The organism is Primorskyibacter sedentarius (assembly GCF_004342065.1).
In the GTDB taxonomy this organism is placed as follows: Bacteria; Pseudomonadota; Alphaproteobacteria; order Rhodobacterales; family Rhodobacteraceae; genus Primorskyibacter; species Primorskyibacter sedentarius.
Genome location: NZ_SLZU01000010.1, coordinates 52,570 through 67,336 on the forward strand (window position 1 = coordinate 52,570; position 14,767 = coordinate 67,336).

At 62.3% G+C, this 14,767-nt stretch carries 17 protein-coding genes; 7 read left to right on the plus strand and 10 right to left on the minus strand.

Annotated elements, in window-relative coordinates; all coding sequences use genetic code 11:
- The first annotated feature begins 32 nt into the window (after window positions 1-32).
- Complete coding sequence (locus tag EDD52_RS13950) at window positions 33-719, plus strand: DUF1045 domain-containing protein (RefSeq protein ID WP_132245995.1); 687 nt, start codon at window positions 33-35, stop codon at window positions 717-719.
- Between the two features lie 176 nt (window positions 720-895).
- Here the strand turns inward: EDD52_RS13950 and EDD52_RS13955 are convergent, their stop codons facing one another.
- From EDD52_RS13955 to EDD52_RS13990, 8 genes are all read right to left on the minus strand, one after another.
- A complete protein-coding gene (locus EDD52_RS13955) occupies window positions 896-1,879 on the minus strand; it encodes an ABC transporter substrate-binding protein (RefSeq protein ID WP_165907552.1) in 984 nt (327 codons plus the stop codon).
- A 41-nt stretch (window positions 1,880-1,920) separates the two neighbouring features.
- Window positions 1,921-2,703 (minus strand): ABC transporter permease, encoded by a 783-nt coding sequence (locus EDD52_RS13960; RefSeq protein ID WP_132245999.1) that lies wholly within the window; start codon window positions 2,701-2,703, stop codon window positions 1,921-1,923.
- A complete protein-coding gene (locus EDD52_RS13965) occupies window positions 2,700-3,569 on the minus strand; it encodes an ABC transporter permease (protein ID WP_132246001.1) in 870 nt (289 codons plus the stop codon). Before EDD52_RS13965 ends, EDD52_RS13960 begins: the two co-directional genes overlap by 4 nt.
- Complete coding sequence (locus EDD52_RS13970; RefSeq protein WP_132246002.1) at window positions 3,566-4,006, minus strand: GNAT family N-acetyltransferase; 441 nt, start codon at window positions 4,004-4,006, stop codon at window positions 3,566-3,568. The genes EDD52_RS13965 and EDD52_RS13970 overlap by 4 nt, the downstream gene beginning before the upstream one ends.
- Entirely contained in the window at window positions 3,996-4,826 is an 831-nt protein-coding gene (locus EDD52_RS13975; RefSeq protein ID WP_243651946.1) for an ABC transporter ATP-binding protein, read from the minus strand. Before EDD52_RS13975 ends, EDD52_RS13970 begins: the two co-directional genes overlap by 11 nt.
- A gap of 631 nt (window positions 4,827-5,457) precedes the next feature.
- Complete coding sequence (gene hydA / locus EDD52_RS13980; protein ID WP_132246004.1) at window positions 5,458-6,918, minus strand: dihydropyrimidinase; 1,461 nt, start codon at window positions 6,916-6,918, stop codon at window positions 5,458-5,460.
- Between the two features lie 55 nt (window positions 6,919-6,973).
- Window positions 6,974-7,258 (minus strand): GIY-YIG nuclease family protein, encoded by a 285-nt coding sequence (locus EDD52_RS13985; protein ID WP_132246006.1) that lies wholly within the window; start codon window positions 7,256-7,258, stop codon window positions 6,974-6,976.
- A gap of 126 nt (window positions 7,259-7,384) precedes the next feature.
- On the minus strand, window positions 7,385-8,635 hold the full coding sequence (locus tag EDD52_RS13990; protein WP_132246008.1) for a Zn-dependent hydrolase: 1,251 nt from the start codon (window positions 8,633-8,635) through the stop codon (window positions 7,385-7,387).
- 227 nt (window positions 8,636-8,862) lie between these two features.
- Here EDD52_RS13990 and EDD52_RS13995 point away from each other — a divergent pair, with 227 nt between their 5' ends.
- Entirely contained in the window at window positions 8,863-9,516 is a 654-nt protein-coding gene (locus EDD52_RS13995; protein WP_243651947.1) for a TetR family transcriptional regulator C-terminal domain-containing protein, read from the plus strand.
- Between the two features lie 25 nt (window positions 9,517-9,541).
- Here the strand turns inward: EDD52_RS13995 and EDD52_RS14000 are convergent, their stop codons facing one another.
- On the minus strand, window positions 9,542-9,793 hold the full coding sequence (locus tag EDD52_RS14000) for an accessory factor UbiK family protein (protein ID WP_132246010.1): 252 nt from the start codon (window positions 9,791-9,793) through the stop codon (window positions 9,542-9,544).
- 96 nt (window positions 9,794-9,889) lie between these two features.
- Here EDD52_RS14000 and lgt point away from each other — a divergent pair, with 96 nt between their 5' ends.
- The 3 genes from lgt to pgeF are packed head-to-tail and all read left to right on the plus strand — an operon-like array spanning window position 9,890 to window position 12,596.
- On the plus strand, window positions 9,890-10,786 hold the full coding sequence (gene lgt / locus EDD52_RS14005) for a prolipoprotein diacylglyceryl transferase (protein ID WP_132246012.1): 897 nt from the start codon (window positions 9,890-9,892) through the stop codon (window positions 10,784-10,786).
- Between the two features lie 8 nt (window positions 10,787-10,794).
- A complete protein-coding gene (locus EDD52_RS14010) occupies window positions 10,795-11,844 on the plus strand; it encodes a class I SAM-dependent methyltransferase (RefSeq protein ID WP_132246014.1) in 1,050 nt (349 codons plus the stop codon).
- Window positions 11,841-12,596, plus strand: a complete 756-nt coding sequence (gene pgeF, locus EDD52_RS14015) for a peptidoglycan editing factor PgeF (RefSeq protein WP_132246016.1) — start codon at window positions 11,841-11,843, stop codon at window positions 12,594-12,596. Before EDD52_RS14010 ends, pgeF begins: the two co-directional genes overlap by 4 nt.
- A gap of 22 nt (window positions 12,597-12,618) precedes the next feature.
- Here the strand turns inward: pgeF and EDD52_RS14020 are convergent, their stop codons facing one another.
- Entirely contained in the window at window positions 12,619-13,119 is a 501-nt protein-coding gene (locus EDD52_RS14020; protein WP_132246018.1) for an Lrp/AsnC family transcriptional regulator, read from the minus strand.
- A 221-nt stretch (window positions 13,120-13,340) separates the two neighbouring features.
- Between EDD52_RS14020 and trxB the strand changes: the two genes are divergently transcribed.
- Window positions 13,341-14,327, plus strand: coding sequence for a thioredoxin-disulfide reductase (gene trxB / locus EDD52_RS14025; protein WP_132246020.1), 987 nt, complete (start codon window positions 13,341-13,343; stop codon window positions 14,325-14,327).
- 70 nt (window positions 14,328-14,397) lie between these two features.
- On the plus strand, window positions 14,398-14,724 hold the full coding sequence (locus EDD52_RS14030) for a ribonuclease E inhibitor RraB (protein WP_132246022.1): 327 nt from the start codon (window positions 14,398-14,400) through the stop codon (window positions 14,722-14,724).
- The last annotated feature ends 43 nt before the right edge of the window (window positions 14,725-14,767 follow it).

The following is a 14,767-nucleotide window of genomic DNA, read 5'->3' on the forward strand; positions in this document are numbered from 1 at the left end:
CGCCGCAGCACGCCCCGCGGTGGAGGCCGGACATGACCTATCGTCGCTATGCAATCTACTACGTCCCCGCAGGGGGGGCGCTGGCGCGGTTCGGGTCCGCATGGCTGGGCTGGGACATGGCGACCGGCACGGCGCGCGCAGCGCCGGATGTTCCGGGCCTTGCCGAGCCTGCCCATGGATTGACGGAAGCGCCCCGCCGCTACGGGTTTCACGCGACGCTGAAGCCGCCTTTCCGGCTGGCCGATGGGCAGAGTGTCGATGCCCTGGCCGGGGCGGTGGAAACGCTGAGCCTGCGCCTGCCCCCCGCCCGGGCCGACGGGCTGGAGGTCAGCCGCCTTGGCCGTTTCGTGGCGCTGACACCCACAGGCGAAACCGGCGACCTGGTTGAGCTGGCCGCGGGCACTGTAGATGCGCTGGACGGTTTCCGCGCGCCCCTCACCCCGGCAGAGCTGGACCGTTACCGCGCGCGCACGCTGTCGGCACGGCAGGCAGAATTGCTGGACCGGTGGGGCTATCCTTTCGTGATGGACCAGTACCGGTTTCACCTGACGCTGAGCAGCCGGTTGCCCGTGGCCCGCGCCAAGGCCTTGCAGGCCACCCTGACAGAGCATCTGGCACCGCTCCTGCCGTCGCCCTTCATTCTGGACGCGCTGACACTTGTGGGCGAGGATGACGCAGGCATGTTCCACATGATCTCAAGGCATCCGCTGCGCGGCTGATGCCCTACAGGATGCGCAAAGCACACCCGTCACAATGGCGTCACATCAGTCACCTAAGGAAGCGGCGGCTGGGCCGATTGCACCACAGCCCATGACCCGCAACGCCTTTTCAGAATGCGCAGGGGCGGCCCGATGGACCGCCCCAATTCTGTCTCATGCAATATCTTTGACGGGCGTCAGTTCAGCGCCTTGTCGGTGATCGCATGGGTCCACGCGCCTTCGGGCTGCGCGGTGATGACCGGATCGGACCCACCCGACAGAAGCGAATCGACCGTACGCTGGTAATCCGCCTCGTCCAGCGCACCGTTCGAACCTGCGGTGAGCTTGGCAATCTCGCCCATCATCCGTTTCTGGTGAGCTTCGGTCTGGGCGCCGGTTTCGTCATATTCCAGCACGATCTCGGCCGCCTCGTCGGGGTTCTCCTCGGCGTATTTCCAACCCTTCATCGACGCGCGCACAAATCGGGTCAGCTTGTCGACCATCGCTTCGTCTGCCAGCGTGTCTTCCAGCACGTAAAGCCCGTCCTCAAGCGTGGCGACGCCCTGATCCTCGTATTTGAAGGTGACCAGATCATCCTCTGCGATGCCCGCGTCCAGAACCTGACCGAATTCGTTATAGGTCATGGTCGAGATACAGGCCGCCTGTTTCTGCAACAGCGGGTCCACGTTGAAACCCTGTTTGAGCACTTCGACACCATCCGCGCCGCCCGTCGTCGGGATGCCAAGCTGGCTCATCCAGGACAGGAACGGGTATTCATTGCCAAAGAACCAGACACCCAGCGTGTTGCCGGGGAAATCCTCGGGCCCTTCGATGCCGCTTTCCTTCAGGCAGGTCAGCATCATGCCGGACGACTTGAAGGGCTGGGCAATATTGACCAGCGGCAGGCCCTTTTCGCGCGCGGCCAGTGCGGCGGGCATCCATTCGACGATCACGTCGGCACCGCCGCCCGCAATCACCTGCGTCGGCGCAATATCCGGGCCGCCGGGTTTCACGGTGACGTTCAGGTCTTCTTCTTCATAAAATCCCTTTTCAAGCGCCACGTAATAGCCACCGAACTGCGCCTGCGTGACCCATTTCAGTTGCAGCGTCAGATCATCCGCCGCCTGCACGCCAGAGCCGATCAGCCCTGCCGCAAAGGCCAGTCCTGCAATCTTCTTCATCGTCATCCTGAACACTCCATGTTGTTGATCGCGTTTCATTGTTATCGGCCCCGCCGCTGCGACGGGTGCCAGAAGGTCACCCAACGCTCGATCAGCACGACGAGCCCGTAAAGCACCGTTCCTGTCAACGCAGAGACGGCAATTTCAGCCCAGACCATATCGATCCCCAGCCGCCCCACCTCTGTCGAGATGCGGAACCCCATCCCCTTGGTGGGAGAGCCAAAGTATTCCGCCACGATAGCACCGATAAGCGCAAGGGTGGCCGAGATCTTGAGCCCGTTGAAAATGAAGGGCATCGCGGCAGGCAGGCGCAGTTTGCTCAAGGTTTGGGCATGGCTCGCCGAATAGGTGCGCATCAGATCGCGCTGCATCCTGTCGGTTGCGGCAAGCCCGGCCAGCGTGTTCACGAGGATCGGAAAGAACACCATGACCACCACGACCGCCGCCTTGGATTGCCAGTCAAAGCCGAACCACATGACCATGATCGGGGCCACGCCCACAATGGGAAGTGCGGCCACGAAATTGGCCACGGGCAGCAGGCCCCTGCGCAGGAAATCCACCCTGTCGATGGCCAGCGCGGCACCAAACCCCGCAAGGCTGCCAATGACCAGCCCGGTCAGCGCGCCTTTCACGACCGTCTGGACCCAGTCGACCCAGAGGATCGCGGTGGAGCGTTCAATCGCGGCCCAAATCTCTGACGGGGCGGGCAGGATCGCGGGCGGGATGTTGAAGGCACCGACAAGCAGCTCCCACAGGATCAGAACCAGCAGGCCAAAGCCCAGCGGCAGGCCGATCCGCATCACGACTGAAGGCTGACGCATCATGCCTGCCCCCCGCCCATGACCCGCACAGCGAGCCGTTCGACGCCCGAGACGATCCAGATCAGCAGCGCGGCAAGGATTGCCGCCGCGAACAGCGCCGACCACATGATCATCGGATTGCCGAATTGCGACCCGATCAGCATCCGCGCGCCAAGCCCCGCGATGGCGCCCGTTGGCAATTCGCCCACGATGGCCCCGACAAGGCTGGCCGCGACGGCGATCTTCAGCGACGCAAAGAAGTAGGGCAAGGATGCGGGCAGGCGCAGTTTCCAGAAAACCTGCGCAGGGGAGGCGCCATAGGTCCTGAGCAGGTCAAGCTGCATCCCCCCCGGGCTGCGCAGGCCCGCGACCATGCTGACCAGCACCGGAAAGAAGCTGAGATAGCCTGCGATGATCGCCTTGGGCACCATCAGGCTGTCTGCCCCTGCGGCATTGGCCAGCACCACGATCATCGGCGCCAGCGCCACCACCGGGATGGTCTGGCTGATGATGGCCCAGGGCATCAGCGTAAGATCAGCGACGCGGCTAAGCACGATGGCCACGGCCAGCGCCACCCCCGCGATGATCCCCAGCGCAAAGCCCGCCATGGTCGCCTGAAAGGTGATGAAGCCGTGGTACACAAGGCTGCGCTTTGAGGTGACTTTCTTGTTGAACACCCCGTCATATAGCTCTGCCGCGACCTGATGCGGCGCGGGCAGTTTGGCACGATCCTGGTTCATCGTCTCGCGCAGCACTTCGCTGAATCCGGGGTCTGTCCCGGCCCGCGTGGCCTGATCCATCACCCAAGTTCGGTTCATCAGGAAGCTGCTGACATACCACAGCGCAAAGATCGTCAGCACGACGACAAGAACGGGACCAAAGCGCCTCATCTCCGCCACTCCATCCGGTAGAGCGGGATATCATCGTGCGGCGGCTCGCCGGGCAGGGTTGCGGTCTGGGTGAACCCCTCGCGTCGATAGAAACCCTGCGCGCCGGTGTTGGGCGCATGGGTCGTCAGCCACAACATGTCGCGCCCCTCCTTGGCGCGGTCCATCAGGCGAAGCCCAAGCCCCTGCCCCGTTTGCGCGCAGTAGATCGCCCCCAACTTGCCGGTGGCCGGATCGACAGAGGCATAGCCCACCACCGGATCGCCGATCACCCAGATCTCACGCGCATCAAAGGCCGCGTCCAGATACCCCGCCAGCGTGCCCGCATCCGGGCCGGGCGTCATCCAGTCATTTCCGGCCTCCCAGGCCGCGACGATTTCCGCACAGGCAAGCAGGTCAGCGCGGGTGGCCGCACGCGGTGAGCGGGCCTCAATCGTCATAGCTGTGCCCCGCGCGCAACCCATCGCGCACCCGATGCGCGATCTCTATGAATTCGGGCGTGTCGCGGATCTCCAGGGGGCGTTCCCTGGGCAGCGGGCTGTCGATCACATCGCTGATCCTTCCGGGGCGCGGGCTCATCACCACGATCTTGGTGGAAAGATACACCGCTTCGGGGATCGAATGGGTGACAAAACCGATGGTCTTGCCCGTCCGTGCCCACAGCGCCAGAAGCTGTTCGTTCAGATGATCGCGGACAATTTCATCCAGCGCCCCGAACGGTTCGTCCATCAGCAAAATATCCGCATCAAAGGCCAGCGCCCGCGCGATGCTGGCGCGCTGCTGCATCCCGCCCGACAGTTGCCACGGATATTTCTTCTCGAACCCGGCAAGATCCACCAGTTCCAGCACGCGCGCCACGCGCTCGGCCTGATCCGCCTTGGAATAGCCCATGATTTCCAGCGGCAGGCGGATATTGCCGCCAATCGTCCGCCACGGGTAGAGCCCCGCCGCCTGGAAGACATAGCCATAAGCCCGCGCCTTGCGGGCCTCAGCCGCGCTGACGCCATTCACGGTGATAGACCCGCCTGTCGGATGCTCCAGATCCGCCATGCAGCGCAGAAACGTCGTCTTGCCACAACCCGACGGCCCGATGAAGCTGACAAATTCGCCCTTGCCGATATCAAGGCTCACGTCTTTCAACGCATGCACCGGACCATCGTTGGTCTGGAAGGTCAGCGAGAGGTTTTGGGCTTGGATGACCGCTGCTGCCGTTGCGACATCAGAGTGGAGTGATAGTTGATTGTTTATCATCTGTTCCATCGGTCTCCGAGCAAAGCCTGCAACCCTGATTGCGATCCGGTGCGGGTGATCACTCCGTATCGAGATAGATGAGGAAGACCGACCAGTCTGGATGCGGAAGTTAGCGCAAATGATCCAGTCACTCGGCCCCAGCCAAGCTGATGACGCTCAACAGTCGTAATCCCCAACATTTTCCCCACAGTCCTAAAAACAAGTGCACCCATCGTGATTACCAGCGTTGGTTTGGCTCTACCTAAGATTTCGGTCCAAACGGAAGCGCCGAACTCAACCGCTCTTTTGCGATCTGCAAGATCAGCCCAACTGGGTGATCGGAACGGCACAAGATTTCCGGCGAGCACCTTTGCAGGCTCAACACCTAACCCGCCAAACAAAGCTAAAACTTGCCGCTGCAACCGGCTGTGACCGGGTGGCGCCCCGCCCCAAGTCTCACGGTCGTATGCACTCCCGGCTTTCATCGCGAGTTCCGAATGGCCTGTTGCGGATGCACCTCCCGGATTAAGACCAATAAAAGCAACGTCAGACGAATCCACTACATTCACCGGGCTATACAGTAACCGCCAACCGCAGTGGCGTTGTGAAGCCGTATATTCTCTGCGTATATCTGCTTCCAATCGGTCGGCAAACGAAGCCATTAGATCCCCGCTGGGATGTTCAGCGGGTCGCGCTGGATCATCTTTGGTGCGGTCAGGGCTTTCCATTTGGACAGCGCCTCATGCGCGGATGGGAAGGCGGGGCGGGGGACGAACTTGCCGCGGCCGGGTTGCGGCTGGCTGTTCTGACCCCAGGCCCAGATCACTTCGCCGCGCGACAGCGTGTAGCGGCTTTGCGCGGAGACATTGAAGCCCTCGAAGACGTTATAATCCAGCACCGAGTGGTGGTTCGCGGGCGAGATCGTCTTGGAGATTTTCGGGTCCCACACCACGATATCCGCATCCGCCCCTTCAACGATGGCCCCCTTCCTGGGGTAGATGTTGAGGATCTTGGCCACGTTGGTCGAGGTCGCGGCGACAAATTCATTGGGCGTCAGACGGCCGGTTTCCACCCCTTCGGTCCAGAGCACGGCCAGACGTTCCTCGACCCCGTTCGAGCCGTTGGGTATGATCCGGAAATCTTCGCGGCCTGCGCGTTTCTGTTCAGTGTTGAAGGCCGCGTGGTCCGTTGCCACCACCTGCAGCGACCCGGATTGCAATCCGGCCCAAAGGCTGTCCTGATGATCCTTGGACCTGAATGGGGGCGACATGACGCGGCGGGCGGCGTGGTCCCAATCCTTGTTGAAATACTCGGACTCGTCCAGCGTCAGGAACTGGATCAACGGCTCGCCGTAAACCCGCATCCCCTTTTGCCGTGCGCGCCGGATCGCTTCATGTGCCTGCTCACAGGAGACATGCACGATATACAATGGCACACCCGCCGCATCGGCGATGGTGATGGCCCTGTTGGCGGCCTCGCCTTCAAATTCCGGCGGACGGGAATAGGCGTGTCCCTCGGGGCCGGTGATGCCCTGATCGAAGTATTTCTGCTGCATCTCGGCGACCAGATCGCCGTTCTCGGCATGGACCATCGGCAGCGCGCCCAGTTCGGCGCAGCGCTTGAAAGAGGCGAACATCTCGTCATCCTCGATCATCAACGCGCCCTTGTAGGCCATGAAATGCTTGAACGAGTTGACGCCCATATCAACGGCATCCTTCATCTCGTTGAAGATGGTCTCGTTCCAGCCGGTGATGGCCATGTGATAGCCGATATCGGAACAGATCTGCGGGGCGGATTTGCGGTGCCACTCGTTGATCGCATTCTTGATCGACCCGTCCGCGCCGGGCAGACAGAAATCCACCAGCATCGTGGTGCCGCCCGTGGCTGCCGCCCAAGTGCCGGATTCGAATGTCTCGGCGGCAGTGGTGCCCATGAAGGGCATTTCCAGATGGGTATGCGGGTCGATCCCGCCGGGGATGACATAGGCCCCTTCGGCGTCGATATACTCGTCACCGCTCAGGTCTTCGCCGATCTGCTTGATGGTCTCTCCCTCAATCAGGACGTCCGCTTTCCATGTGCGATCCGCCGTGCAGACAGTGCCGTTCTTGATGACTTTGGTCATGTCGTTTCTCCCTGTGCCCACCCGTCCCGGCCCTGAGCCGGGACCTTGCGTCGGCTCAGCCAGAGATCTGGGATGTAATGTCGTGCCAATTCGGATTGCTCTGCGTTATCAGAGCAATTTTCCAGTCGCGACGCCACCGTTTGATAGCGCGCTCGCGCCTTAAAGACGTCTCGTAACAATCGTGCCTCTCGAACCAGACGAGACGGCGAATGTTGTACTTCGCTGTATGTACGCACATCCCGGTGCGGTGCGCCTCGACCCGCGCGCCAAGATCCTGCGTCCGTCCCGTGTAAAGCGCCCCGCAAGGCCGCGATGCCATGATGTAAACGAAATGCGCCATGATCCACGATGGGGCGCATAGTGTTAGGAATACGTGAACCCCGTCCCGGGCTTGACCCGGGACCTTGCCCTACGCTGGCCAAGAGGTCCCGGGTCAAGCCCGGGACGGGAACCGCGAGGCAAAAGGTCACTCAACAATTCCCGCCGTTTCAATGACCGCGTGAAACAGCACATCCGTTCCGGCGGTGGCCCATTCCTTGGAAATCTCCTCGGCCTCGTTGTGGCTGAGCCCGTCGACGCAGGGGCACATGACCATCGCGGTGGGCGCGACCTGGTTGATCCAGCAGGCGTCATGGCCCGCACCCGAGATGAGATCCCGGTGGGAATAGCCCAGACGTTCGGCGGCGTTGCGCACGGCGGCCACGCAATCCTTGTCAAACTCCACGGGATCAAAGCCGCCGGTCTTCTCGAATGCCACATCCAGCCCCATATCGGCGCAAATCTGGCTCGCCCCTTCCCGCAGGCGCTTCTCCATATCCTCAATCACGCTCAGATCGGGCGAGCGGAAATCGACGGTAAAGACAACCTTACCGGGGATCACGTTGCGCGAGTTGGGGTAGACGTCGATATGCCCGGCCGCGCCCACCGCATCAGGTTTGTGCGACCATGCGATCTGATCCACCAGTTCCAGAATCCGCGCCATGCCGAGGCCTGCATTCTTGCGCATCGGCATGGGCGTCGATCCGGTATGGCTGTCCTTGCCGGTCACCGTTACCTGCGTCCACGACAGCCCCTGCCCGTGGGTGACAACGCCGATATCCTTGCCCTCGGCCTCAAGGATCGGGCCCTGCTCGATATGCAGCTCGAACATCGCGTGCATCTTGCGGGCGCCGACCTCTTCGTCGCCTTTCCAGCCGATCCGCTCCAGTTCTGCCCCGAACCGCTTGCCCTCGGCATCTTCGCGCCCGTAGGCCCAGTCCTGCGTGTGGACACCCGCAAAGACGCCAGAGGCCAGCATGGCAGGCGCGAACCGCGTGCCTTCCTCGTTGGTCCAGTTGGTAACCACGATGGGATGTTTCGTCTTGATGTTCATGTCGTTGAGCGAGCGGACAATCTCCAACCCGCCCAGCACGCCCAGCACGCCGTCATATTTGCCGCCTGTGGGCTGGGTATCAAGGTGGCTGCCCACATAGACCGGCAGCGCTTCGGGATCCGTCCCCTCTCGGCGCGCGAACATGTTGCCCATCGTATCAAGCCCCATGGTGCAGCCGGCCTCCTCGCACCATTTCTCAAACAGCGTGCGGCCCTCGGCATCCTCATCGGTCAGGGTCTGGCGGTTGTTGCCACCCGCCACGCCGGGACCGATCTTGGCCATCTCCATCAGGCTGTCCCAAAGCCGGTCGCCATTGATCCGAAGGTTCTCGCCCGGTGCTGCCATCTCGCCATCCCCTGTTGCTTGCGTTCAACCACCTGCCCTTGCCGCGCCCCGACAGTCAGGATCGGGGATAGGGCGTTAATGCTTGCCACGAAGGCGCATGTTTTTTACCATTTGGTAAAGGCACGATTGCAAGGGCGCCAATTTGTGTCAAGGATTGACTTCGAAGCTTCCCCGGACCGCGCCCGCAGAAAAGGCATTTTGCACAATCGATCGGCAGGAAAAAATTCATGGATGACGGCACGTCTTTGCCCACGGCGCCAAAACTGAGCCGGATCCAGAAACGGAACCGCAAGCGCATCATGGACGCAGCGCTCAACGTGTTTTCGCAACACGGTTTTCGCGGTGCCACCCTGGACCAGATCGCGCAGGAGGCAGGGCTGTCAAAGCCCAATATTCTTTACTATTTCGACGGGAAAGAGGCGATCCATGTCGATTTGCTCAACACGCTGATGGCCGAATGGCTGGCGCCGCTTGAAGAGATGAACCCCGAGGGCGAACCGCTGGACGAGCTGATGACTTACATCGCGCGCAAGCTGGAGATGAGCCGCGCCTATCCCCGCGAGAGCCGCCTGTTTGCCAATGAGATCATCCAGGGCGCCCCGCGCATCGGGCCGCATCTGGCCTCAGGGCTCAAACCACTGTTCGACCGAAAATGCGACCTGATCGCCGAATGGGTGCGGCGCGGCAAGCTTGCCCCGGTTGATCCGGGGCACCTGATTTTCTCGATCTGGGCGGTCACACAGCATTACGCAGACTTCGAGGCGCAGGTAGATGTGCTGATGCCCGACAGCGATGCTGCATGGGCGGGCGCACATACCCATGTCGAAGCCATGTTTCGAAAGCTGCTGACGCCGCCGGGCTATAGCGGGGCGCACCGCTGACCGGCGCCCGCGCCTCCTAAGTCGTTCAGCCGTTTTTCGCGGCGTTTTCCAGTGCCTGAATACGGGCGGCCAGCGCATCATTTTCTTCCCGCGCTTTCTGGGCCATGGCGCGCACCGCGTCGAATTCCTCGCGGGTGACGAAATCGCGGTCGGCCAGCCAGCGATCCATCATCGACTTCATCGCGGTCTCCGCCTCCTGCTTGGCACCTTGGGCCACGCCCATGGCGTTGGTCATCAGCTGCGAGATATCGTCGAAAACTTTGTTGCGGGTCTGCATGTGTCACTCCGGCATTTGGTTCATCGACTATATGGGCCTCGGGGAGGCATATCACAAGGTTGACTTCCCCCGATGGACAGAGGCACAGAGACGCACATGAACGCAGGCATCCCCTTCCCGCCCCTCTCGCCAGAGGTCTTTTCGATCACCCTGTTCGGGATCGAATTCGCGCTGCGCTGGTATGCGCTTGCCTATATCGCGGGCATCCTGATCGGGTGGTTTCTGGCGGTGCGTGCCGTGCGGTGCGCGCGGCTGTGGCCTGCAGACAACGCGCCGATGACGCCCGCACAGCTCGAAGATCTGGTGACCTGGGTCATCCTGGGCATTATTCTGGGCGGCCGGCTGGGTTTCGTGCTGTTTTACCAACCCGGATACTACCTTTCAAACCCGGCCGAGATCCCGATGATCTGGCAGGGGGGCATGGCCTTCCACGGCGGGATGCTGGGCGTCGCCATTGCAGGTTTCCTCTTTGCGAGGCGGGTCGGGGCGCGCGTCCTGTCGGTGGCCGACATCATGGCGCTGGCCACACCGCCGGGCCTTCTGCTGGGTCGAATCGCCAATTTCGTGAATGCAGAGCTTTGGGGGCGGCCGACCGATGCGCCCTGGGGTGTGATCTTCCCATCTGATGCCGCGCAGAATTGCGGTCAGGCAATCGGTGAGCTTTGCGCCCGCCATCCGTCGCAGCTTTACGAGGCCGCGCTGGAAGGACTGCTGCTTGGCGCGATCCTGCTGTGGCTTGCGTGGCGACGCGGCGCGCTGAAACTGCCCGGACAGGTGACCGGCACGTTCCTTGCAGGCTATGGCTGTACCCGCTTCATCGTGGAATTCTTCCGCCAGCCTGACATGCAATTCGTGGCACCCGGCAACCCGCTGGGACTAGCTGTTCAGCTGAATGGCTACGGTCTGACGATGGGGCAATTGCTGTCCTTGCCGATGATTGCCGCAGGCATTGCGCTGATCGCCTTTGCCCGTCGGCGGATGGTGCGCGCGTGACACCCTTGATGCGCCTTTTGCGAACGCGGATCGCGGCCGATGGTCCGATCCCCGTGGCCGATTTCATGGCCGACTGCCTGCTGCATCCCAACCACGGCTATTACGCGACCCGCGACCCTTTGGGGGCCAAGGGCGATTTCACCACCGCCCCCGAAATCAGCCAGATGTTCGGCGAGCTGATCGGCCTGAGCCTTGCGCAAAGCTGGCTGGATCAGGGCGCGCCTGCGCCATTCACCTTGGCCGAGCTGGGGCCGGGGCGCGGGACGCTGATGGCGGATATCCTGCGCGCCACGGCGAGAATACCGGGTTTTCACGATGCGGCGCGGATCTGCCTTGTCGAGGCTTCGGCCACGTTGCGCAAGGCGCAGGCGGACACGCTGAAAGGATACGCCCCGCAATGGCTGGAACGCACGGCAGAGCTACCAGATGGGCCGTTGTGGCTGGTGGCGAATGAATTCTTCGATGCGCTGCCGATCCGCCAATTTGTGCGCGACGGTGCGGCGTGGCGCGAACGGTGCGTCGGGCTGTCCGAGGACGGTCTGCAATTCGGCCTTGCGGCCCCTGCCCCGGTCGCCGCGCTGCAGGACCGGATAGAGGATACGCGCGACGGTGATCTGGTCGAGCTTTGCCCCGCCGCGACGGCGATGATCCGCGACATCGGACAGCGCATTGCCGATCACGGTGGCGCTGCGCTGATCGTTGATTACGGCGACTGGCACAGCCTTGGGGATACTTTGCAGGCGATGAAGTCCCACGCCCCTGTCGACCCGCTCGCCGCGCCCGGCGAGGCGGACCTGACCGCGCATGTGGATTTCGAGGCGCTGGCCCTTGCGACGCCATCCGCCCATACCCGCCTGACGCCCCAGGGCGTGTTCCTTGAACGGCTTGGGATCACGGCACGCGCGCAGCAATTGGCCAAGGGTCTGAGCGGAGAGCCTCTGGAATCGCATATAACCGCACATCGCAGGTTGACGCACCCTGCGGAAATGGGGACGCTGTTCAAAGTGCTGGGCCTCTTTCCGCAATCCGCCCCACCTTTGCCGGGACTGGACGCATGACTTTGGAAATCATCACCGCTGACACTCTGGCCCCGCTGAAACACGGGTTTTTCACTCGTCGTGGCGGCGCATCCTCGGGCGTCTTTGCCGGGCTCAACTGTGGGCAGGGATCGTCGGACCAGTCAGAGATCGTGGCCATCAATCGCGCGCGCGTGGCCCAGGCAATGGACGTGGAGCCTGCAATGCTTGCCTCGGTGCATCAGGTGCATTCTGCGGACGTGGTGCGGGTTGACGGCGCGCAGGACGGCCCCCGCCCGAAAGCCGACGGGCTGGTCACGAACACCCCCGGAATTGCCCTGTCCATCCTGACCGCGGATTGCCAGCCTGTCCTGTTTGCCGACCGGGAGGCCGGGGTGATCGGCGCGGCCCATGCCGGCTGGCGCGGCGCGCTTGAAGGCGTGCTGGAGGCAACGGTCGACGCCATGGAAGAGCTGGGTGCGACACGCGCCCGGATACAGGCAGTCATCGGCCCGTCGATCAGTCAGCGCGCCTATGAGGTCGGGGCAGAGTTTCTTGACACCTTCCTGATGGAAGACCCGCAATATGCCCGCTTCTTTGCCAATGGGCAGGGCGACCGGCTGCATTTCGATCTGACGGGGTTCGGGCTGCACCGGCTGCGAGAGGCAGGCGTCACGGCAGAGTGGACGCGGCACTGCACCTATTCGGATGAGGAACGTTTCTATTCCTACCGGCGCACGACCCATGCCAAGGAGGCCGATTACGGCCGCCTGATCTCTGCCATCCGACTGTAAGGGGGGCCTGCGCCGCCCTGCGTCAGGCGCTGCGGCTCAGCCGATCTTCCAGCACTTCGAAGGGCACGCCGGGTTCATCCTTGGCGCCGCGGATCACCAGCGAGGTTTTGACCGAACCCACGTTTTCCGCTGTCAGCAGTTCGGATGTCAGGAAGGTCTGAAAGGTGCTCAGATCCGGCGCCACGCATTTGAGGATGAAATCCACCTCGCCGTTCAGCATGTGACACTCGCGCACCAGGGGCCAGGCGCGGCAACGATCCTCGAACGCGCGCAGATCAGCCTCTGCCTGGCTTTGAAGACCCACCATGGCAAAGACCTGCACTTCGAAACCAAGCTCTCTGGGGTCGATATCGGCGTGGTAGCCGCGGATATAGCCCTGCTCTTCCAGAGTGCGCACACGCCGCAGACAGGGCGGCGCTGAAATCCCGACACGTTTGGCCAGTTCCACGTTGGTCATCCGGCCATCGGCCTGCAGTTCTGACAAAATCTTGCGATCAATTGGATCAAGCCGCACAGCACGCATCCTTCATGCTCTCCCAAAGCTGCCGGATAGTTATACCACCAACGTCGCACACGCAATAATATTTCACGGTTGCGCAACTATATTAAACGATCCGGAAATTGGGCGGGCCTGCCGACGGACGTATCGCAGAAGGGTTTTCGTCGCGGCGTGGCATCTCTATATGCAGGGGCAACGCAGGGGCTTCAAGCCCCCCCGAGAATTCAAGCCAAGGAAGCTGCCCCATGTCCCAGACGCGCCATATCAAGGTTCTTATCATCGGCTCCGGCCCTGCGGGGTATACGGCGGGCGTTTACGCCGCGCGCGCCATGCTGAACCCCGTTCTGGTTCAGGGGATCGAGCCGGGTGGCCAGCTGACCACCACCACCGAAGTTGAAAACTGGCCCGGCGACACCGAGGTTCAGGGCCCCGATCTGATGGTCCGGATGGAGGCGCACGCCAAGGCGATGGGCTGCGAGATTGTCGGCGACATCATCACCAGTCTTGACCTGTCCAAGCGTCCGTTCGTGGCCAAGGGCGACAGCGGCAACACCTATATCACCGAGGCGGTGATCCTGGCGACGGGCGCCCGCGCGAAATGGCTGGGCCTTCCGTCCGAAGAGAAGTTCAAGGGCTTCGGTGTTTCCGCCTGCGCCACCTGCGACGGGTTCTTCTATCGCGGGCAGGAGATTGTCGTGATCGGCGGTGGCAACACGGCCGTGGAAGAGGCGCTCTTCCTGACGAACTTTGCCTCCAAGGTGACGCTAGTGCATCGCCGGGACGAGCTGCGGGCCGAGAAGATCCTGATTGACCGGCTGATGAAGAACCCCAAGATCGAACCGCTCTGGGATCACGAACTGGTCGAAGTCACCGGCACGGACACGCCACTGGGTGTCGAAGGCATCAAGGTCAAACACGTCAAGACCGGCGCGATCACGGAGATCCCGGCAAAGGGCGTCTTTGTTGCCATCGGACATGCCCCTGCCAATGAATTGGTCAAGGACGTGCTGGAACTGCACAATGGCGGCTATGTAACGGTCAAACCCGGCACCTCGGAAACCTCTGTGCCCGGCGTCTTCGCGGCAGGTGACCTGACCGACCACAAGTACCGGCAGGCCGTGACCAGCGCCGGGATGGGCTGCATGGCCGCGCTGGATGCCGAACGTTTTCTGGCAGAGCATCCGGCAACAGTGGAGGCAGAGGCAGAAGCCAGCGCCCCGGCCGCCGAATAAAGCCCCCCCCCGTTTCAACGACATTCACCCCGGCCCCAGCGCCGGGGTCACTTTTTGATGGAGCCCTTCCATGTCTCATGACTTCGACACCCAGAAGGCCCAGACATTTGCAAACTATGCAGAACTGTCTGACGCAAATGACCTGCCGGACACGGCGGATGTCGACTATTTCTTCCTGCCCGCCGAAGACGACGCGGATTGGCGTGCGCTTGCCGACGCTCTCAGCCGCGATGGCTATGACTGTGAATTCGTCGAAGATGACGGCGCCCCCTACCTTGTCGCGACACTGTCCGATCAGGCCATTTCGGCAGCCAGCATCTGGATGGGCGAGGAAGTCGCGACGCGGGTCGCACTTTCGCATGGCTTCACGCCGGATGGCTGGGGGTTCGAGGCGTAACGCCGCCGACCTGTCAATTTCACCAGTTGCCTTTCAGCAACGC

What these genes read in the sequence shown, in the direction of transcription:
- EDD52_RS13950 (WP_132245995.1), top strand. Translation starts at nt 33, where the DNA reads ATGACCTATCGTCGCTATGCAATCTACTACGTCCCCGCAGGGGGGGCG.
- EDD52_RS13955 (WP_165907552.1), bottom strand. Translation starts at nt 1,879, where the DNA reads ATGAAGAAGATTGCAGGACTGGCCTTTGCGGCAGGGCTGATCGGCTCT.
- EDD52_RS13960 (WP_132245999.1), bottom strand. Translation starts at nt 2,703, where the DNA reads ATGATGCGTCAGCCTTCAGTCGTGATGCGGATCGGCCTGCCGCTGGGC.
- EDD52_RS13965 (WP_132246001.1), bottom strand. Translation starts at nt 3,569, where the DNA reads ATGAGGCGCTTTGGTCCCGTTCTTGTCGTCGTGCTGACGATCTTTGCG.
- EDD52_RS13970 (WP_132246002.1), bottom strand. Translation starts at nt 4,006, where the DNA reads ATGACGATTGAGGCCCGCTCACCGCGTGCGGCCACCCGCGCTGACCTG.
- EDD52_RS13975 (WP_243651946.1), bottom strand. Translation starts at nt 4,826, where the DNA reads ATGGAACAGATGATAAACAATCAACTATCACTCCACTCTGATGTCGCA.
- hydA (WP_132246004.1), bottom strand. Translation starts at nt 6,918, where the DNA reads ATGACCAAAGTCATCAAGAACGGCACTGTCTGCACGGCGGATCGCACA.
- EDD52_RS13985 (WP_132246006.1), bottom strand. Translation starts at nt 7,258, where the DNA reads ATGGCGCATTTCGTTTACATCATGGCATCGCGGCCTTGCGGGGCGCTT.
- EDD52_RS13990 (WP_132246008.1), bottom strand. Translation starts at nt 8,635, where the DNA reads ATGGCAGCACCGGGCGAGAACCTTCGGATCAATGGCGACCGGCTTTGG.
- EDD52_RS13995 (WP_243651947.1), top strand. Translation starts at nt 8,863, where the DNA reads ATGGATGACGGCACGTCTTTGCCCACGGCGCCAAAACTGAGCCGGATC.
- EDD52_RS14000 (WP_132246010.1), bottom strand. Translation starts at nt 9,793, where the DNA reads ATGCAGACCCGCAACAAAGTTTTCGACGATATCTCGCAGCTGATGACC.
- lgt (WP_132246012.1), top strand. Translation starts at nt 9,890, where the DNA reads ATGAACGCAGGCATCCCCTTCCCGCCCCTCTCGCCAGAGGTCTTTTCG.
- EDD52_RS14010 (WP_132246014.1), top strand. Translation starts at nt 10,795, where the DNA reads ATGCGCCTTTTGCGAACGCGGATCGCGGCCGATGGTCCGATCCCCGTG.
- pgeF (WP_132246016.1), top strand. Translation starts at nt 11,841, where the DNA reads ATGACTTTGGAAATCATCACCGCTGACACTCTGGCCCCGCTGAAACAC.
- EDD52_RS14020 (WP_132246018.1), bottom strand. Translation starts at nt 13,119, where the DNA reads ATGCGTGCTGTGCGGCTTGATCCAATTGATCGCAAGATTTTGTCAGAA.
- trxB (WP_132246020.1), top strand. Translation starts at nt 13,341, where the DNA reads ATGTCCCAGACGCGCCATATCAAGGTTCTTATCATCGGCTCCGGCCCT.
- EDD52_RS14030 (WP_132246022.1), top strand. Translation starts at nt 14,398, where the DNA reads ATGTCTCATGACTTCGACACCCAGAAGGCCCAGACATTTGCAAACTAT.